The sequence below is a fragment of the Serratia liquefaciens genome (assembly GCF_027594825.1).
Taxonomy (GTDB): domain Bacteria; phylum Pseudomonadota; class Gammaproteobacteria; order Enterobacterales; family Enterobacteriaceae; genus Serratia; species Serratia liquefaciens_A.
Genome location: NZ_CP088930.1, coordinates 3,189,591 through 3,208,889 on the forward strand (window position 1 = coordinate 3,189,591; position 19,299 = coordinate 3,208,889).

Consider the following 19,299-nt stretch of genomic DNA (forward strand, 5'->3'; position numbering starts at 1 on the left):
CAAACCGGTGTTGTCTACCGCGGCTTGGTATGAGGAAAGAGTGATGGCTAAAATTTTGACGTTTGTCTGCGCGCTACCCAATGGGGTTCATGCCCGCCCAGCCAGCCATATCGAAACGCTGTGCAATGGGTTCGGTTCCCGCTTTGAATGGCATAACCCACGTAGCGGCATCAGTGCTGACGGTAAAAGCGTGCTGTCATTGATCGGCGCCGACATCCTGCAAGGGGATGAATGCCAGATCACCATACAAGGGGAAGATGAGGGGGCGGCGTTTGAGCGGCTGAGTCATTTCATCAAGCACGAATTTCCGCACTGCGATGAAGCCTTGCCGCAGGCGGACGCCCACACGGAACAAGAGCCGATCCCGGCTTCTCTGGCCAATCTGGATCCTAAGTTACTGCGCGCCCGCGCCGTCAGCCTGGGCACTGCTAGGGGGAAGCTGATTCATCTGGCGCGGGTAGATCTGAACACTCTGGCGTTGCCTGCGGCTAAGAATATTGAACAAGAACAGCAGCAGCTGACCGATGGCCTGATGCGATTTGGCAAAGCGCTGGAGCTGCAATTGATGGCAGGTAACAGCACTACAACGGCAGTGCTGGAAGCGCACCGTTCGTTATTGCGCGATGGCGCGTTCCGACAACATCTGTTTGACGGCTTGCTGCGAGGAGAAAGTTGTGCAACGTCGATAGTGGCCGCCGCAGCTCACTTCAGCCGACAATTGGCACAGTCTGCCAGCGCTTATTTGCGCGAGCGCGAGCTGGATATTCGTGATGTCAGCTTTCAACTGTTGCAGCACATTTATGGCGATCGGTGCTTCCCGGCACAACAGGTGCTGAGTACCGACAGTATTTGCATTGCCGACGAGTTAACGCCGAGCCAGTTCCTCGAGTTGGATAAACGCTACCTGAAGGGACTGCTGTTGGGCTGCGGTGGCAGTACGTCACATACGGTGATTCTGGCGCGCTCATTTAATATTCCGACGCTGGTGGGAGTAGAGCCTGCACGGTTACTGCCTTATCTGGATCAACAGGTGCAGATCGATGGCGATCTCGGGCTGGTGGCTTGGGATCTTAGTGAGGCGGTCTGCCGCTATTATCAGCAGGAACAATGGCTGAGTGAGCAAATTCGCCATCAGCAAAGTGCTTACAGGGATCAGCCGGGTTGCACGGCAGACGGTATCCGTATGGAAGTGGCTGCCAATATCGCTCACGCGGTGGAGGCACAAGCCGCATTCGGTAATGGTGCCGAATCGATAGGCTTGTTCCGCACTGAAATGCTGTATATGGATCGCCTGACCGCCCCCAGTGAAGATGAACTGTACAATATTTACTGCCAGGCGGTAGAGGCGGCGGTCGGCAAGACAATCATTGTGCGTACCATGGATATCGGCGGTGACAAACCGGTGGATTACCTGAACATCCCGGCAGAGAACAACCCTTTCCTCGGCTATCGGGCTGTGCGCATTTATCAGGAATTCCTGCCGTTGTTCCGCACCCAACTGCGTTCGATCCTGCGGGCTTCGGCACATGGGCCGTTGAAGATCATGATCCCGATGATTTCCTCGATGGAGGAGATCCTGTGGGTGAAAGATCAACTGGCGGAGGTGAAGCAATCGCTGCGTGCCGGTCAGATCCCTTTTGATGAAAAAATTCAACTCGGCATCATGCTGGAAGTCCCTTCGGTGATGTTCATCATCGATCAGTGCTGCGAGGAAATTGACTTCTTCAGTATCGGCAGCAACGACCTGACGCAGTACCTGCTTGCTGTTGATCGCGATAACGCCAAAGTCACCAAACACTACAACAGCCTGAATCCGGCGTTCCTGCGGGGGTTGGATCATGCAGTACGCGAAGCGCATCGTCACGGTAAGTGGATCGGCCTGTGCGGCGAACTGGGCGCTAAAGGCTCGGTACTGCCGTTACTGGTGGGGATGGGATTGGATGAGATCAGCATGAGCGCACCTTCTATCGCCGCCACCAAAACCCGATTGGCCAAACTCGATAGCCGTGAATGCCGTTTGTTGTTGAACCGAGCGATGGCCTGCCGGACATCACTGGAAGTAGAACATCTGTTGGCGCAGTTCCGTATGGATCAAAGCGATGCGCCGCTGATTACGCCGGAGTGCGTAACCCTGGAGGCAGATTGGCGTAGTAGAGAAGAGGTGATTAAAGGCATGGCGGATAACCTTCTGCTGGCCGCGCGCTGTCGCTATCCACGCAAACTGGCTACCGATTTATGGGCGCGTGAAGCAGTATTTTCCACCGGACTGGGCTTTGGTTTCGCTATTCCGCACACCAAATCCGAACACATCGAACAATCCACCATTAGCGTAGCCAAGTTGGTACAGCCGGTGGAATGGGGCGATGAAAAGGTGCAGAACATCATCATGCTGACACTCAACAAGCATGCTGCCGGTGATCAGCACATGCGAATTTTCTCCAAACTGGCACGACGCATTATGCATGAAGGTTTCCGCGACGCACTGGTGAACGCTACTTCGGCTCAGCAGGTGGTGGCGCTTCTTAAACAAGAGCTTGAGCTGTAATTCATTCGGGGCGCTGTGGTGCCCTTCATTTTTAACTTTGGGGGGCAATTATGGAACTCTATCTGGATACTGCCGATATCAGCGCGGTAAAACGTTTGGCGCGTGTATTGCCACTACAAGGGGTGACGACGAACCCGAGCATTGTCGCGGCGGCGCGTACATCACTATGGGAAGTGTTACCGGCATTGCGAGATGTATTGGGCGGAGAGGGCAAGCTTTTTGCTCAGGTTTTGGCCTCCACGGCCGATCAAATGGTAATGGAAGCTGTCGCGCTTAACCAGCGGGTCCCCGGCCTGATAGTGAAAGTACCAGTGACGGTTGAAGGGCTGACGGCGATCAAAAAGCTGTGTGGCATGGGTGTCCCAACGTTAGGGACGGCCGTTTATGGTGCGGCGCAGGGGCTGTTTTCTGCATTGTCCGGGGCGGAGTATGTGGCACCTTACGTTAATCGGATTGATGCTCAGGGCGGCAACGGCATTGCTGTTGTGCAAGAGTTACAGCAGCTATTGGACCTGCATACGCCACAGGCCAAAGTGCTGGCCGCCAGTTTTAAAACGCCACGCCAGGCATTGGAATGCCTGCTCGCGGGCTGCGAGGCAATCACGCTGCCGGTGGATGTGGCAGAGCAGTTTATCAATACGCCGGCGGTGCGGGCTGCAGTGGAAAAATTTGAGTGCGACTGGCGCAGTGCATTTGGGACATTGGCATTAGCCTAGCAGCGAAATAAAAATTCAGGGGCAAGGGGTTGCCCCTGAGCGTTATTTAACGCCGGGCACTCCGTACTGCGCGAACCAAGCGAGCATGCGTTGCCAACCATCTTCTGCGGCTTCGGCGTCAAAGCTGGGCCGGTAGTCGGCATTGAAGGCATGGCCGGCTGCGGGATACACCACGATCTCGGCATTGGCGTTGGCGGCGCGGATCGCCTGACGCATGCTTTCCACCGTCTCTTGCGGGATGCTGCTGTCCTGGCCGCCGTAGAGCCCCAGCACCGGTGCCGTCAGTTGCGTGGCGATATCGACCGGATGTTTTGGTGAATTCAGCGTTTTTTCACCCACCAGTCTGCCGTACCAGGCCACCGCGGCTTTTAACTGCGGGTTGTGCGCGGCATAGAGCCAGCTAATACGTCCTCCCCAGCAGAAACCGGTAATCGCCAGCTTGCCGGCATCGCCGCCGTGGCGAGTAGCCCAATGGGCAGCATGATCCAGATCCGCCAACACCTGACGATCCGGCACCTTGCTCACCAGCTTTTGGAACAGTTCGCTGATGTCGGTGTATTCCCGGGCATCCCCTTGACGGAAGTACAGCTCCGGCGCTATCGCCAGATAACCCTGCTTCGCCAGACGACGGCACACATCCTGAATATGTTCATGTACGCCAAATATCTCCTGTACCACCAGAACGACCGGGAAGGGGCCGCTGTGGTCCGCCGGTTTGGCGATATAGGCGGGCAGGTTGTCACCCTGAGAAGGAATGGTGGTTTCCCCGGCATGAATGCCTTGCTCGTCGGTGAGGATGGTAGAAGCCGCCAGGGGGGTTACGGCCGGGGTGAATCCCCCCTGGGCCTGTTTTAATGTCATCACATGATCGGTTTTCATTGCGGTCTCCGTGCAATCAATAGAGAAAAGCGCTGCGATTAACTATAGGAAAGATTACCCGTTATTGGCATTGAGTGGAGCATTTTCAGTCAAGTCTGTAAAAAACGATTAAATATCCGGCTTTACCGCGTTTTTATTGTCTTTTTATCATGCTATTACGCAAGTTGACCTGCATTAGTACCATAAGGTGCCTTAGTTCCGCTTATTCTGGCTAAGTCACCGATAAACCAAGGCTATTTTTCTGTATCGGCATACGGGATTTATTGGTAAACCGCCTTGATAGATTCCGAGTGGCGGGGGAAACCGGCGGTGCGATTTGTCGACTAGACTGGTGGCTATTGGGGCCATCGGGCGGGCCTTATTGCTAATTTTTGTGACTTTAGTCACAAGAGTTATGTAGATTGCATTCTGTTTCTTTGTCTGTAGTGATTGCCGTCACGAAATTACGTGACGATTTTCAGTAGAGTACTTTTTTGTTCCTCCCAATAAACATGATCTATGAGGAGTCTCGTATGTCTCAATCTGACGTTTTCCATCTCGGCCTGACCAAAAACGATTTACAAGGGGCCCAGCTTGCCATCGTTCCTGGCGATCCGCAGCGCGTAGAGAAAATTGCCAAGCTGATGGAAAATCCGGTGCACCTGGCTTCCCATCGTGAATTCACCTCCTGGCGTGCAGAGCTGGACGGCAAGGCAGTGATCGTCTGCTCCACCGGTATCGGCGGCCCGTCGACTTCTATCGCGGTTGAAGAGCTGGCACAGTTGGGTATCCGCACCTTCCTGCGTATCGGCACCACGGGTGCGATCCAGTCAGACATCAATGTAGGTGACGTTCTGGTCACCACCGCGGCGGTTCGTCTGGACGGTGCCAGCTTGCATTTCGCGCCGATGGAGTTCCCGGCGGTGGCCGATTTTGCCTGTACTACCGCACTGGTCGAGGCTGCCAAGGCAGCAGGCGCTACCACGCACATCGGCGTGACCGCGTCTTCCGACACCTTCTATCCGGGCCAGGAACGTTATGATACTTACTCCGGTCGTGTCGTCAGCCGTTTCAAAGGTTCGATGGAAGAATGGCAATCGATGGGCGTGATGAACTATGAAATGGAATCCGCCACGCTGCTGACCATGTGTGCCAGCCAGGGCCTGCGTGCCGGTATGGTTGCCGGTGTGATCGTTAACCGTACCCAGCAGGAAATTCCGAACGCGGAAACCATGAAAAACACCGAGAGCAAAGCGGTGCAGATCGTGGTTGATGCGGCGCGTCGTCTGCTGTAATCCCTCCGTAATTCAACGGGCCGCCATGCGGTCCGTTTTTCCATTCAGCCGTAATCTGTTACGGTTATCATCATTAGCGCCATCTAACTGGCCACCTCTTTGACCCGTTGAGCCCGGTTTTACCGATGCTCTCAGGTTGCGTTTTATCAGACAATAACCACGAGGACGTCTATGACCGCCCAGATCCTGCTTCATCCTTCATTGGCACCGCTTGATGGCGGCATTAACTTTCGCGATCTCGGCGGTAACAGCGTTGCTGATGGCCGCCGCATCAAGCGAGGGTTACTGTTCCGTTCCGGGTCGCTGGAGCGCCTGACGGAAAACGACTGCACCTTCCTGGCCGGCGTGCCGGTGCGATCGGTGCTGGATTACCGCGATCCCGATGAAGTGCAGGCCAAGCCCGATATCCTGTGGCAGGGCGCGGATTACCACCATTTTCCTGCCAACCCGTTGAGCAATGAGGTTAATGCCAACCTGGAAAAACTGACCAGCGAAACGCTGGCCGGTTTCGATGCGCGGGCGTTTATGCTGGAGTTGTACCGCCGGCTGCCGTTCGGCAATGCGGCTTACAAGCAGTTAGCCCATCTGCTAAGCCATACCGATAACGGTGCCATCGTCCAGCACTGCGCAGTCGGTAAGGACCGCACGGGGGTTGGATCGGCGTTGGTATTATTCGCACTGGGTGCCGATGAGGCGACGGTGGTGGAGGATTACCTGCTGACCGAAACCACGTTGGCGACCTTCCGTGAACAGATGTTGGATCAACTGTCGATTCGTTTAAGTGACTCGGCATTGGGGCAGTTTGCCTATGTGCTTAGCGCCCGAGAAGAGTTCCTGATGACCGCCCTGGGTTGCATCCGTGACCAATACGGTTCTACCGATCGTTGGCTGGAGACGGAATACGGGCTGGGGCAAAGCCAACGAGCAGCGCTGCAGGCGTTCTACCTTGAGTAAACCGCGTGGACGTTTAGCCGGGGTTTAACCGACGCCGGCTGGCATTGCGTATCCTTGGGGCAGTAAACCCCGCATCAGGAGCCCGTATTGAGCCTCAATGACATTATCCACTGGGTCAGCGACACCGTGCGCCAGCACGAAGGCTGGGCCATCCCGATTATCTTCTTCCTGGCGTTTGGCGAATCGCTGGCGTTCTTGTCGCTGCTGTTGCCGGCCACGGTGATCTTGCTGGCGCTGGGCGCGCTGATTGGCGAAAGTGGCATTGCCTTTTGGCCTATCTGGGCCGCCGCCGCCGCGGGTGCCTTCTTTGGCGACTGGCTTTCCTACTGGATTGGCTACCACTATCAAGATCGCGTGGCGCACATGTGGCCGCTATCGCGTAATCCGCAACTGCTGACGCGCGGTCATGCGTTTTTTGAGCGCTGGGGCGTGCTGGGCATTTTCATTGGCCGCTTCTTTGGTCCGTTACGGGCCGTGGTCCCGCTGGTCGGTGGCATTTGCGCTATGCCCCAGCGTTATTTTCAGGTGGCGAATGTTACCTCGGCGATGATCTGGGCGTTCGGCATTCTGGCGCCGGGGGCGTTTGGTATCAAGTGGTTAAGCCAGTGGTTTGGCTAATCTTTGCCTGACTTGCGCAGCGTTTCGCAATAATGCGCCGTCGGGACAAAATCAGGCTGGACATCCATACAGCATCCCCTTAACGTGACGGGCAGCGGGCGGATAAAACGCCGGAACGGTCAGGTGTAACAGGAGGCAGGGTGGATACCATTTTGGTTTACGGTATAGGCGGGGTGGCGGTAGGCCTGCTGTTGGGCTGGTTAATCGCCAGCCTGCGCGTGCAACAGTCCCATGCGCAGCATGAAACCGAGCTGCGGCTGCTGGAACAATCGCTGCAACAGGCGCAGCAGGAAACGGCAGCACGGCAAGAGACGCTGCTGCGCAATGAACAGCAAATGCGGCAGAACGATTTGGAGCTGCGCAATTTGCATAGCCAGTTGGCTGCCGGACACGAAAAGCTTCAGCAGCTTAATCACTGGCGTAACGAATGCGAATTGTTGAACCAGGAACTGCGCGCACAGCGTGAAGTGAACAGCGCCCAAGAAGCCGAGCTGCGTGAGGTGACCATCCGTCTGGAGGAAACTCGCATGGCGGCGGAAGAGAAACAGCGTCTGTTGATCAACAGCGAGCAGCGCCTTACCACCCAATTTGAAAATTTGGCCAACCGCATTTTTGAACACAGCGGACGTAAGGTGGATGAGCAAAATAAGCAGAGTCTGGATCGCCTGCTGTTGCCGCTGCGCGAGCAACTGGACGGTTTTCGCCGCCAGGTGCAAGACAGTTTTGGCCAGGAAGCTCGCGAACGTCATACGCTGACCCACGAAATACGCAACCTGCAGCAGCTTAATGCGCAAATGGCGCGTGAGGCCATTAACCTGACCAAGGCCTTGAAAGGGGATAATAAAACCCAGGGCAATTGGGGCGAAGTGGTATTAAGTCGGGTGTTGGAAGCTTCGGGTCTGCGAGAAGGGCACGAATACGAAACGCAGGTCAACGTGCGGCTGGACCATCAGAGCCGGATGCAGCCCGACGTTATCGTTCGTCTGCCGCAGGGCAAGGACGTGGTGATCGATGCGAAAATGTCGCTGGTGGCCTACGAGCGTTACTTCAACAGCGAAGATGAAACGGAGCGCGAAGCCGCGTTGAGTGAGCATATTGCCTCGCTACGTGGCCATATTCGTCTGCTGGGCCGTAAGGATTATCAGCAGTTGCCCGGCCTGCGTTCGCTGGACTACGTGTTGATGTTTATCCCGGTGGAGCCGGCCTTCCTTTTGGCGATAGACCGTGAGCCGGAGCTGATTAGCGAAGCGCTCAAGCACAACATTATGCTGGTGAGCCCAACCACCTTGCTGGTTGCCCTGCGCACCATCACCAACCTGTGGCGCTATGAGCATCAGAGCCAGAATGCTCAACGCATTGCCGACCGGGCTGCAAGGTTGTATGACAAAATGCGGTTGTTCGTTGACGACATGTCGGCGCTTGGGCAGAGCCTGGATAAGGCCCAGGGGAGTTATCGCCAGGCGATGAACAAACTGAGTGAAGGCCGTGGTAATCTTATCGGCCAGACCGAGGGGTTCCGCGCGCTGGGGGTTGAGGTGAAAAGACCGATCAACCCGCTGCTGGCCCAGCAGGCCAGCGCACAGCATGATGAAGAATTCGAGGCAGCGGGCGAAGATGACATTGACGCGCTGCCGGGGGCGGAGGATGACGACGCCGCAGAGCAACCACGTTCCGCATCGCAGGCATGACAGCCGCGGCGAGGTGGGGTATTTCGTGGGGTTCTGGTACACTCACCCACACTAAATTGACTGAATAGCAGGCAGGACAATGGCAGATCAACCGCAGGAAACCACCGATTTCGGTTTTCGCACCGTAGCTCGAGACGAAAAGCAGGCCATGGTGGCAGACGTTTTTCATTCGGTAGCGGCAAAGTATGACGTGATGAACGACCTGATGTCGTTTGGTATCCACCGTATCTGGAAGCGTTTTACCATTGATTGCAGCGGCGTGCGCCGTGGGCAGCGTGTGTTGGATCTGGCCGGCGGTACCGGTGACCTGGCCGCCAAGTTCTCCCGCATGGTCGGTGAGCAAGGGCAGGTGGTATTGGCGGATATCAACGATTCCATGCTGAAAATGGGGCGCGAAAAGCTGCGGGACCGCGGCATTGTCGGCAACGTCAGCTACGTTCAGGCCAACGCCGAAGCGCTGCCGTTCCCGGACAACTATTTTGACTGCATCACCATCTCCTTCGGCCTGCGCAACGTCACCGACAAAGACAAGGCACTGCGCTCCATGTTCCGCGTGTTGAAGCCGGGTGGCCGTTTGTTGGTGTTGGAGTTCTCCAAACCCCTGCTGGCGCCGCTGAGCAAGGCTTACGACGCTTATTCTTTCCACGTGTTGCCGAAAATCGGCGAACTGGTGGTGAAGGATCCAGAAAGCTACCGCTATCTCGCCGAGTCGATCCGCATGCATCCCGATCAGGAAACGCTGAAGGGTATGATGGGCGCAGCCGGTTTTGACAACGTGACCTATTTTAACCTGACCGGCGGTATTGTGGCCCTGCATCGCGGCTTCAAGTTCTGATATGGACATGCCGATGCTGCTAACCCCTTTGTTGACCGGCGTGCTGGAAACATCGCTCAATAGCTTGCTGTTCCGCGATCGCAGCATGAAGGCCGCCCGTCTTCGCCTGGCTGGCAAGGTGCTGCGCATAGAGTTGCAGGAGCTTGCTTCGCCGTTGGTACTGATCTTCAGTGAGCAGCGCGTCGATGTGCTTGGCCAGTCTGACGATACTGCCGACTGCACGGTGCGCAGCCGCATATCTGTGTTGCTGCAACTGCGGGATCGTCAACAGCTTTCGCCCTTGATGCGCAGCGGCGAGCTGATTGTTGAGGGTGATATTCAGGTCGTGCAGCAGCTGGTTGGCCTGCTTGATCTGGCTGAGTGGGATCCGGCGGAATGGCTGGCGCCTTATCTCGGTGATATTGCCGCGCAGGGTATCACTCAGGCGTTCGGCAAGGGTGCGAATCTGCTGAAGAGAGGTTTGCAGCGTCAACAGCATTACGTGGCCGAAACCTTGACGGAAGAGTGGCGTGTGGCTCCTGGCCCGCTGGAAGTGGTGTGGTTTAACGAGGAAGTTGACGCCACCGTTCGCAGTGTCGAAGCGCTGATGGCTCGCATGGACAAGTTGGAGGGTAAACGATGACCCCTGGCGAACTACGCCGCCTGTATTTGATCGTCCGCGTTTTCCTCAGTTATGGCCTGGATGAACTGATCCCCAAGATACGTTTGACGTTGCCGCTGCGTTTTGGCCGACGTCTGCTGTTCTGGATGCCAAACCGCCACGCGGATAAACCGCTGGGGGAGCGTTTGCGTCTGGCCTTGCAGGAGCTGGGGCCGGTATGGATTAAGTTTGGTCAGATGATGTCTACCCGTCGTGACCTGTTCCCGCCACAGATTGCCGATCAGCTGACTTTGCTGCAGGACAGGGTTGCCCCTTTCGACGGTGCCCTGGCGCGTAAGCATATCGAATTGGCGATGGGCGGCCCGCTGGAAACCTGGTTCGATGATTTTGACCAACAGGCGCTGGCTTCGGCATCCATAGCGCAGGTCCATACCGCACGGCTGAAAACCACCGGGCAGGAAGTGGTGCTGAAGGTGATCCGGCCGGATATCGGGCCGATCATCAAGGCCGACGTTCGTCTGATGTATCGCCTGGCGGGCTGGGTGCCAAAACTGATGCCGGACGGTCGCCGTTTGCGCCCGCGTGAAGTAGTGCGCGAATATGAAAAGACCTTGCTGGACGAACTGAACCTGCTGCGCGAAGCGGCCAACGCCATTCAGCTGCGCCGTAATTTCGATGGCAGTCCGATGCTGTATGTGCCTGAGGTTTATTCCGATTACTGTCGCGAAAGCGTGCTGGTAATGGAGCGGATCTACGGCATCCCGGTTTCGGATATCCCTACGCTAGAGAAGCAGGGCACCAACATGAAACTGTTGGCCGAACGCGGGGTACAGGTGTTCTTTACCCAGGTCTTCCGCGACAGCTTCTTCCATGCAGACATGCATCCCGGCAATATTTTTGTCAGCTATGAGCATCCTGAAGATCCCTGCTACATCGGCATTGACTGCGGTATTGTCGGTTCGCTGAACAAAGACGATAAGCGCTACCTGGCGGAAAACTTTATCGCCTTCTTCAATCGCGACTACCGCAAAGTGGCAGAGTTGCACGTTGATTCAGGCTGGGTGCCGCGCGATACCAACGTGGAGGATTTCGAATTCGCTATCCGCACCGTGTGCGAGCCTATTTTCGAAAAACCCCTGTCGGAAATTTCGTTCGGCAACGTGCTGTTGAACCTGTTCAATACCGCGCGCCGTTTCAATATGGAAGTGCAGCCTCAACTGGTGTTATTGCAGAAGACCTTGCTGTATGTTGAAGGTCTGGGACGGCAGCTCTATCCGCAGTTGGATTTGTGGACCACCGCCAAGCCTTTCCTGGAAAGCTGGATGCGCGATCAGGTCGGTATTCCGGCGGTGATCCGGGCACTGAAAGAAAAAGCGCCGTTTTGGGCGGAGAAACTGCCCGAACTGCCTGAATTATTTTACGATAGCCTGCAGCAACATAAGCTGTTGCAACAAAGCGTTGATAAGCTGACCAATCAGATGCAGGCCCAGCGCGTTCGCCAAGGGCAATCACGTTATTTGTTCGGCGTTGGCGCTACACTGTTAGTAAGCGGTACGATTTTGCTGTTGGGGGACGTCGATGTGTTCCCTGCGTGGCTGATGGCAGCCGGCATCGTATCCTGGGTGATTGGCTGGAAGCGAACCACCTGAATTGATTCGAAACTCTGGTAAAATCTGCCGTATAATGCGACGGATTTTGAAAAAACCCTTTTAAAATAGAGGTAATTGCAATGGGCGGTATTAGTATTACGCAATTGTTGATCATCGCGGTGATCGTGGTGCTGCTGTTCGGTACCAAAAAGCTCCGTACTCTGGGGTCCGATCTCGGTGCATCAATCAAGGGCTTCAAAAAGGCGATCGGCGATGACAACACGCCGCCGACCAACACGGCTGAAAAAAGCAGCCTGGACGACGCTGACTTCACGGCCAAGCCTATTACCGATAAGCAGCCGGAAGTGAAAACGGAAGAGTCGAAGAACAAAGAGCAGGTATAAACCGTGTTTGACATTGGGTTTAGTGAACTGCTGCTGGTTCTGGTGATTGGCCTGGTAGTACTTGGGCCAGAACGGTTGCCGGTAGCGGTAAGAACAGTTTCGGGCTGGATCCGCGCGCTGCGTTCGCTGGCGGCTTCGGTGCAGAATGAGCTTTCTCAGGAACTTAAGCTGCAGGAACTGCAGGACAGCCTGAAAAAGGTAGAGAAGGCGGGCATGCAGAATTTGTCGCCGGAGCTGAAGGCGTCGATGGATGAGCTGAAAGACGCAGCGGAATCGCTGAAACGCTCTTATCAGGGCGACAGTGGCACCAAAACCGACCCTGCGCACACCATCCATAACCCTCTGGTCACCGACCCGGAAGCCATTCATGACGGCGTGACGCCGGCGGAAGCCGCGGCCGTGGCATCCTCTCCGGCCGCAGTGCCGGAGCCGGTTGTAACGGCCACGCCGCAGGTGGCACAACCTGCCACGGCACCGGTGAAACAACCGGTCGCGCCGGCTGTTCAGGCAACCCCAGAACCTGTTGTGGATAAAACCCCAACGTCTCACCAACCTAGTGGCGATCGTTAAAACATGGCTGTTGAAGATACCCAACCCCTTATCAGTCATCTGATAGAACTGCGTAAGCGGCTGTTAAACTCGATTATCAGCATACTGGCGATCTTCCTGGTGCTGGTTTTTTTCGCCAATGATATTTATCAACTGGTGTCCGCGCCGCTGATCAAGCAGCTGCCTGCCGGGGCAAGCATGATCGCCACAGACGTGGCTTCACCTTTCTTTACCCCGATCAAGCTGACGATGATCGTCTCGGTATTCGTGTCCGCGCCGGTGATCTTGTATCAGGTCTGGTCCTTTATTGCGCCGGCGTTGTATAAGCATGAACGTCGCCTGATGATGCCTTTACTGGTCTCCAGCAGCCTGCTGTTTTATCTCGGCATGGCCTTTGCCTACTTTATCGTCTTCCCGCTGGCGTTCGGCTTTTTTGCCAAAACCGCACCGGCCGGGGTGATGATCGCCACCGATATCAATAACTATCTCGACTTCGTCATGGCGCTGTTTATGGCGTTTGGCGTGGCGTTTGAGGTGCCGGTTGCCATTATTTTGCTGTGCTGGAGTGGCGTCACCTCACCGGAAGATCTGAAAAAGAAACGTCCTTACGTTCTGGTCGGGGCTTTCGTGGTCGGCATGCTTCTGACCCCGCCGGATGTGTTCTCGCAAACCCTGCTGGCAATTCCGATGTATCTGCTGTTTGAAGTGGGTGTGTTCTTTGCCCGTTTCTATACCGGTAAACGTCGTCCGCAGCCGGAAGAAGAAGACGAGGGTGACGAACCCCCGACACCTTAAATTTGTTTGCTCCTGAGCCGCCCGATGGGCGGCTTTTGCATTGGGAAAACCATGTTTGATATTGGCGTAAACCTCACGAGTTCACAGTTTGCCAAAGACGGCCCTGCGGTGGTGGATCGCGCACGAGCCGCAGGCGTGACAGGACTATTGATTACCGGCACTGATTTGCAGGAAAGCCAGGCTGCCTGTGAACTGGCGCAGCAGCATGCGGGTTATTGCTGGTCCACCGCCGGTGTGCATCCCCATCAGGCCAGCAGTTGGAATGAGCAGGTCGCAGAGCGGCTCCGTGAGTTGGCCTCTCAGCCGCAGGTCGTAGCCATGGGTGAATGTGGGCTCGATTTTAACCGTAATTTTTCCACCCCAGAGCAGCAGGAGAGGGCATTCAGCGCTCAACTGGCGCTGGCGGCGGAGCTGGAGATGCCGGTTTTCCTTCACTGCCGTGATGCGCACGCACGTTTTGCCGCGCTGTTGACGCCGTGGTTGGATAAACTGCCCGCGGCGGTAGTGCACTGTTTTACCGGCACCGCCGAAGAATTAGAAAGTTGCTTGTCGCTGGGCCTGTCGATCGGGATTACCGGTTGGGTCTGTGATGAGCGACGTGGCCTGGAGTTGCGCGCATTGCTGCCGCAGATCCCCGCCGATCGTCTGTTGTTGGAAACCGACGCACCCTATCTGTTGCCCCGGGATTTACATCCGAAACCTGCATCTCGCCGCAACGAACCCTGTTTTTTGCCTCATATCGTCCGGCAGGTGGCTACCTGGCGACAAGAAGATCCCGAATGGCTGGGGCAGAAAACCGATGAGAACGCCCGCCGGCTATTCCGGCTGGAATGAGTTAGGAGAAAATTATGAGCTATGCATTTCCGGGTACCTTCCCGGGTCGCCGTATGCGCCGAGTGCGCCGTCACGATTTCAGCCGCCGCCTGGTGGCTGAGAACCAACTTACGGTTAACGACCTGATTTATCCGGTATTTGTCATGGAAGGCAGTAACCGTCAGGAAGCGGTGGCATCGATGCCCGGCGTATCGCGCATGAGCATCGATCTGCTGATCAAAGAAGCGGAAGCCATCGCCAAGCTTGGCGTGCCGGTGATCTCCCTGTTCCCGGTAATTGAACCTGGCCTGAAGTCACTGCACGCGGAAGAAGCTTATAACCCGGAAGGTCTGGTACAGCGTACGGTGCGTGCACTGAAAGATGCGGTGCCAGAGCTGGGTATTCTGACGGACGTGGCGCTCGATCCCTACACCACTCACGGTCAGGACGGCGTCATCGACGAACAGGGTTATGTCATTAACGACATCACCAAAGAGATCCTGGTTCGCCAGGCGCTGTCTCACGCGGAAGCCGGGGCAGAGATCGTGGCACCGAGTGACATGATGGACGGCCGTATCGGCGCGATCCGCGATCGCCTGGAGCATCAGGGGTTGGTGAATACTCAAATCATGGCTTACTCCGCCAAATATGCGTCTTGCTACTATGGCCCGTTCCGCGATGCGCTCGGTTCCAGCGGTAATCTGAAAGGCGGCAACAAGAAAACCTATCAGATGGACCCGGCCAACAGCGACGAAGCGCTGCAGGAGATCGCACAGGATCTGCAGGAAGGCGCGGATATGGTGATGGTGAAGCCAGGTATGCCGTATCTCGACGTAGTGCGTCGGGTGAAAGACACCTTTGGCGTGCCGACTTTCGCCTATCAGGTTTCCGGTGAGTATGCGATGCACATGGCGGCGATTCAAAACGGTTGGTTGCAGGAGCAACCGGCGGTGATGGAATCGCTGATGTGCTTTAAGCGTGCCGGCGCCGATGGCGTACTGACCTACTTCGCCAAGCGAGTCGCTCAGTGGATGCATGAAGAGGCTATGCAGCGCTAAGGCGCTAGCCATAGAGACAAAAGGCGCCCTGGGCGCCTTTTTGCATTACAGTTTTTGGAATTGTCGGTTATCCACGCTTTGGCTGACCTGCTTGTTGATCAGGTTCAGCAGAAGCATTGAACGAGCTTCGCCGTCCGGCTCGGTGTAAATCGCTTTCAACCCTTCGAACACGCCATCGACGATTAACACGCTATCACCCGGCTGTGGCGTTTCCGGATCGACGTAGGTTTCACCGGTATGCGTCTGCAACTCTTCGATGACTTTCTGCGGGATGGTGGTCGGCGTTGAGCCAAAGCGCACAAAGTGGCTGACACCACGAGTTGCACTGATGGTGGTGGTGTGGATGCGCTCCGGATCGAACTTCACAAACAGGTAGTTCGGAAACAGGGGCTCGCTGACCGCAATGCGTTTACCGCGTACGATCTTTTCCAGCGTAATGATCGGACTCAGGCAGTTTACTTCCTGCCGTTCCAAATGGTCCTGCGCCCGTAAAAGTTGGCCGCGCTTGCAATACAGTAGGTACCAAGATTCCATAATTTCACATGCCTTTCTGTCAGCCGGTAAGCATATCAAAAGCCATTACGGATACATAGTGATGCAAGTTTCAGCATGTAACGGCCGCTATCTGCATGAATCGTTGGCAATTAGCGAAGGGTCACACACTTATTCGCACGGCTTGGGTATAACAGAGGGCTAAAAATTTGTTACCGTCGGAGTATGCCTTGTGCGGCTTTTGTCGGGTGTGACGTATTCATCGTTTTCGATTGAGGGGGAAAAATGGAGTTATTTCTGTTGAGCAACGGCAAGCTGTCCGGTGAGGATGAGCTGCTGGGTTATGCCAAGAGCCACTTGCTGGCGATGATCGCGCGCCGTGGCATTACGTCCGCCGTATTTATCCCCTATGCCATGATCCGCAGCGATTACGATCAGCGTGCGCAGGAACTGGCGAAAATTCTCGGCATCAAGGTCACCAGTATTCACCACGCCGACTCTCCCGCAGCGGCGATTGAACAGGCAGAATGCATTTTAGTCAGCGGCGGCAACACCTGGATGCTGAACCAGATGCTGCATGAAAACGGCCTAATCATCCCGATTCAACGGGCGGTTCGTGAACGTAGCGTGCCTTACGTAGGGTGGAGCGCAGGGTGTAACGTTGCCACACCAAGTATTCGCACCACCAATGACATGCCGGTGCGTAACAGCGTCGTACTGCCGGCGCTGAGCCTGTTCCCGGTGCAGATTAACCCGCATTATATCGACGCCCATATTAGTGGTCACATGGGGGAAACCCGCGATGAACGCCTGGCCGAGTTCTGCGCGGTTAACCCGAGCGAATCCGTAGTGGCGCTGCGCGAGGGCAGCCTGTTGCACGTTGAGGGTAATGATCTGCGTTACTTTAGCGCCAGAGATCAAGGTTTCAAGGTGTTCCGCCACGGTGTGGAAACTCAGGAATATCGCGATACCCGGGCATTGCGTCCGCTGGTGCCCTTTACCTGCCACTAATGCCGACGATGTCTTTACCGGTGTTTAACAAAAGTGCAGCAACAACTGTGAAGAGGGCTTATAATGCCCTCCTCACTGGCCGTTATAATGATCAGCATGAAATACCGTGACTTACGCGATTTCCTCTCGTTGCTGGAAAAGAGAGGGGAACTAAAACGCATCAGCCAGCCGATTGATCCCTATCTGGAAATGACAGAAATTGCCGATCGTACTTTACGTGCGGGCGGCCCGGCACTGCTGTTCGAAAACCCTAAAGGGTACGATATGCCGGTGTTGTGCAATCTGTTCGGTACCGCTAATCGCGTTGCGATGGGCATGGGCCAGGAAGATGTCAGCTCGTTGCGCGAGGTCGGCAAATTGCTGGCGTTCCTGAAAGAGCCAGAGCCACCGAAGGGCTTCCGCGATCTGTTCGATAAACTGCCGAAGTTCAAACAAGTGTTGAACATGCCGACCAAGGTGTTGGGTTCAGCCCCTTGTCAGGAACAAGTATGGCAGGGCGATGACGTTGATCTCAGCCGTATCCCGGTGATGTACTGCTGGCCGGAAGACGCTGCGCCGCTGATCACCTGGGGGTTGACGGTAACCCGCGGGCCGCAAAAAGAGCGCCAGAATCTGGGTATCTATCGCCAGCAGGTGCTGAGCAAAAATAAAGTGATCATGCGTTGGCTGTCTCATCGTGGCGGCGCGTTGGATTATCAGGAATGGTGTCAGGCGCATCCCGGTGAACGTTTCCCGGTTGCTGTGGCATTGGGGGCAGATCCCGCCACTATCCTCGGCGCGGTGACGCCAGTACCGGATACCCTGTCTGAATATGCTTTTGCCGGGCTGTTGCGCGGCAACAAAACCGAAGTGGTCAAGTGCCTCTCCTGCGATTTGGAAGTGCCGGCCAGCGCGGAAATCGTGTTGGAAGGCTACATTGAGCCGGGTGAAATGGCGCCGGAAGGTCCGTATGGCGATCACACCGGATACTACAACGAGATCGATCACTTCCCGGTATTTACCATCACTCACATCACCCAGCGTCGCGATGCCATTTACCACTCGACCTACACCGGCCGTCCGCCGGATGAGCCGGCGGTGCTGGGCGTGGCGCTGAACGAAGTCTTCGTTCCCATTCTGCAAAAGCAGTTCCCGGAAATTGTCGACTTCTATCTGCCGCCCGAAGGCTGTTCTTATCGTCTGGCGGTGGTGACCATCAAGAAACAGTATGCTGGTCATGCTAAACGCGTAATGATGGGCGTCTGGTCGTTCCTGCGTCAATTTATGTACACCAAGTTCGTTATCGTCTGCGACGATGACGTCAATGCGCGTGACTGGAATGATGTGATTTGGGCGATTACCACCAGAATGGATCCGGCAAGGGATACCGTGATGGTGGAGAATACGCCGATCGATTATTTGGACTTCGCCTCACCGGTTTCCGGTTTGGGTTCGAAGATGGGGCTGGATGCCACCAATAAATGGCCGGGTGAAACCGAGCGCGAATGGGGCCGTCCGATTGAGATGGATGAAAAGGTGCGTGCGCGCATCGATGACATCTGGGATGAGCTCGCAATTTTCAGTGACAGAGAACCGACTCTATAGCGCCAGGCTCTGTTCTCAGTTTTGCATTGATGACCCGACAGAGGGAACGCATGACAATATTGAGCTGTAAAGTGACCTCCGTAGAGGCCATTACCGATACGGTTTACCGGGTACGTTTGGTGCCAGAGGCGCCGTTTTCTTTCAAGGCAGGGCAGTATCTGATGGTGGTGATGGATGAGCGCGACAAGCGTCCGTTCTCGCTGGCATCGACCCCGACAGAGCAGGATTATATTGAACTGCATATCGGCGCTTCGGAACTGAATCTGTACGCCATGGCCGTGATGGATCGCATTCTGAAAGAGCAGGCCATTACCGTTGATATTCCGCACGGCGACGCTTGGCTGCGTGAAGAAGGCAGTCGCCCACTGGTGTTGATCGCCGGCGGTACCGGTTTCTCTTATGCACGCTCGATTCTGTTGGCCGCGCTGGAGCAGCAGCCTGACCGCGATATCTCTATCTATTGGGGCGGGCGCGAGCTCAAGCACCTGTATGATTTGAGCGAGCTGGAAGCGCTGTCGGTGCAACACCCGAACCTGAAAGTCATTCCGGTGGTTGAACAGCCGGAAGAAGAGTGGCGTGGCCGAAGCGGCACGGTGCTCAGTGCGGTATTGCAGGATTTCGGTACGCTGGCGGAGCACGACATTTATATTGCCGGTCGTTTCGAGATGGCGAAAATCGCTCGTGAACGCTTCTGTGCCGAACGCGGCGCGCTGGAAGCGCACATGTTTGGCGACGCCTTCTCGTTTATCTAAGCGACGAAGCGGGTAACAACGGGGTGGCCAATGGCTGCCCTTTTTTATTGGGCCGTCTGTGGATTTCAGGCATAAAAAACCCGCCCCTGACAGGCGGGAAGTACGGCAACTAAACTTGTTGGCATGCTGCGGTTTAAAGTGT

At 55.7% G+C, this 19,299-nt stretch carries 19 protein-coding genes; 17 read left to right on the top strand and 2 right to left on the bottom strand.

All coding sequences use genetic code 11. From position 1 onward, the window contains the following. The first annotated feature begins 43 nt into the window (after positions 1-43). A complete protein-coding gene (ptsP, locus tag LQ945_RS14485; protein WP_270101054.1) occupies positions 44-2,545 on the top strand; it encodes a phosphoenolpyruvate--protein phosphotransferase in 2,502 nt (833 codons plus the stop codon). A gap of 50 nt (positions 2,546-2,595) precedes the next feature. Next, complete coding sequence (fsa, locus tag LQ945_RS14490; RefSeq protein ID WP_270101055.1) at positions 2,596-3,261, top strand: fructose-6-phosphate aldolase; 666 nt, start codon at positions 2,596-2,598, stop codon at positions 3,259-3,261. A gap of 42 nt (positions 3,262-3,303) precedes the next feature. Here the strand turns inward: fsa and LQ945_RS14495 are convergent, their stop codons facing one another. Beyond that, positions 3,304-4,140 (bottom strand): dienelactone hydrolase family protein, encoded by an 837-nt coding sequence (locus LQ945_RS14495; RefSeq protein ID WP_270101056.1) that lies wholly within the window; start codon positions 4,138-4,140, stop codon positions 3,304-3,306. A gap of 512 nt (positions 4,141-4,652) precedes the next feature. Here LQ945_RS14495 and udp point away from each other — a divergent pair. The 12 genes from udp (at position 4,653) to hemB (ending at position 15,318) form a co-directional block, all read left to right on the top strand. After that, a complete protein-coding gene (udp, locus tag LQ945_RS14500; RefSeq protein ID WP_044554459.1) occupies positions 4,653-5,414 on the top strand; it encodes a uridine phosphorylase in 762 nt (253 codons plus the stop codon). Positions 5,415-5,585: 171 nt separating this feature from the next. Continuing rightward, the gene (locus LQ945_RS14505) at positions 5,586-6,368 is read left to right on the top strand and encodes a tyrosine-protein phosphatase (protein WP_269935323.1); all 783 of its coding nucleotides are present in this window, start codon (positions 5,586-5,588) and stop codon (positions 6,366-6,368) included. 87 nt (positions 6,369-6,455) lie between these two features. Continuing rightward, entirely contained in the window at positions 6,456-6,986 is a 531-nt protein-coding gene (locus LQ945_RS14510; RefSeq protein WP_182822757.1) for a DedA family protein, read from the top strand. A 140-nt stretch (positions 6,987-7,126) separates the two neighbouring features. After that, entirely contained in the window at positions 7,127-8,674 is a 1,548-nt protein-coding gene (gene rmuC, locus LQ945_RS14515) for a DNA recombination protein RmuC (protein WP_270101057.1), read from the top strand. A gap of 79 nt (positions 8,675-8,753) precedes the next feature. Further along, a complete protein-coding gene (ubiE, locus tag LQ945_RS14520; protein WP_020824839.1) occupies positions 8,754-9,509 on the top strand; it encodes a bifunctional demethylmenaquinone methyltransferase/2-methoxy-6-polyprenyl-1,4-benzoquinol methylase UbiE in 756 nt (251 codons plus the stop codon). A gap of 13 nt (positions 9,510-9,522) precedes the next feature. After that, complete coding sequence (ubiJ, locus tag LQ945_RS14525; RefSeq protein WP_044554483.1) at positions 9,523-10,131, top strand: ubiquinone biosynthesis protein UbiJ; 609 nt, start codon at positions 9,523-9,525, stop codon at positions 10,129-10,131. Next, the gene (gene ubiB, locus LQ945_RS14530; RefSeq protein WP_044554463.1) at positions 10,128-11,759 is read left to right on the top strand and encodes a ubiquinone biosynthesis regulatory protein kinase UbiB; all 1,632 of its coding nucleotides are present in this window, start codon (positions 10,128-10,130) and stop codon (positions 11,757-11,759) included. The genes ubiJ and ubiB overlap by 4 nt, the downstream gene beginning before the upstream one ends. Before the next feature lie 80 nt (positions 11,760-11,839). Further along, positions 11,840-12,103, top strand: a complete 264-nt coding sequence (tatA, locus tag LQ945_RS14535; protein ID WP_006323098.1) for a Sec-independent protein translocase subunit TatA — start codon at positions 11,840-11,842, stop codon at positions 12,101-12,103. A gap of 3 nt (positions 12,104-12,106) precedes the next feature. Continuing rightward, positions 12,107-12,673 carry a Sec-independent protein translocase protein TatB gene (gene tatB / locus LQ945_RS14540; RefSeq protein WP_270101058.1) on the top strand — a complete coding sequence of 189 codons (567 nt, stop codon included), beginning with the start codon at positions 12,107-12,109 and terminating at the stop codon, positions 12,671-12,673. A 3-nt stretch (positions 12,674-12,676) separates the two neighbouring features. Next, the gene (tatC, locus tag LQ945_RS14545; RefSeq protein ID WP_128864858.1) at positions 12,677-13,447 is read left to right on the top strand and encodes a Sec-independent protein translocase subunit TatC; all 771 of its coding nucleotides are present in this window, start codon (positions 12,677-12,679) and stop codon (positions 13,445-13,447) included. A 51-nt stretch (positions 13,448-13,498) separates the two neighbouring features. Next, positions 13,499-14,281: a 3'-5' ssDNA/RNA exonuclease TatD gene (gene tatD, locus LQ945_RS14550; RefSeq protein WP_270101059.1), complete on the top strand. Its 783-nt coding sequence runs from the start codon at positions 13,499-13,501 to the stop codon at positions 14,279-14,281. Positions 14,282-14,295: 14 nt separating this feature from the next. Further along, complete coding sequence (hemB, locus tag LQ945_RS14555) at positions 14,296-15,318, top strand: porphobilinogen synthase (protein WP_044554465.1); 1,023 nt, start codon at positions 14,296-14,298, stop codon at positions 15,316-15,318. Between the two features lie 45 nt (positions 15,319-15,363). Here the strand turns inward: hemB and rfaH are convergent, their stop codons facing one another. Next, positions 15,364-15,852, bottom strand: coding sequence for a transcription/translation regulatory transformer protein RfaH (gene rfaH, locus LQ945_RS14560; protein WP_020824847.1), 489 nt, complete (start codon positions 15,850-15,852; stop codon positions 15,364-15,366). 243 nt (positions 15,853-16,095) lie between these two features. Here rfaH and pepE point away from each other — a divergent pair, with 243 nt between their 5' ends. From pepE to fre, 3 genes are all read left to right on the top strand, one after another. After that, the gene (pepE, locus tag LQ945_RS14565) at positions 16,096-16,821 is read left to right on the top strand and encodes a dipeptidase PepE (RefSeq protein WP_044554466.1); all 726 of its coding nucleotides are present in this window, start codon (positions 16,096-16,098) and stop codon (positions 16,819-16,821) included. 63 nt (positions 16,822-16,884) lie between these two features. Then, positions 16,885-18,405 (top strand): 4-hydroxy-3-polyprenylbenzoate decarboxylase, encoded by a 1,521-nt coding sequence (gene ubiD / locus LQ945_RS14570; RefSeq protein ID WP_270101060.1) that lies wholly within the window; start codon positions 16,885-16,887, stop codon positions 18,403-18,405. Between the two features lie 50 nt (positions 18,406-18,455). Then, complete coding sequence (fre, locus tag LQ945_RS14575) at positions 18,456-19,157, top strand: NAD(P)H-flavin reductase (protein ID WP_020824850.1); 702 nt, start codon at positions 18,456-18,458, stop codon at positions 19,155-19,157. Positions 19,158-19,299 lie beyond the last annotated feature (142 nt).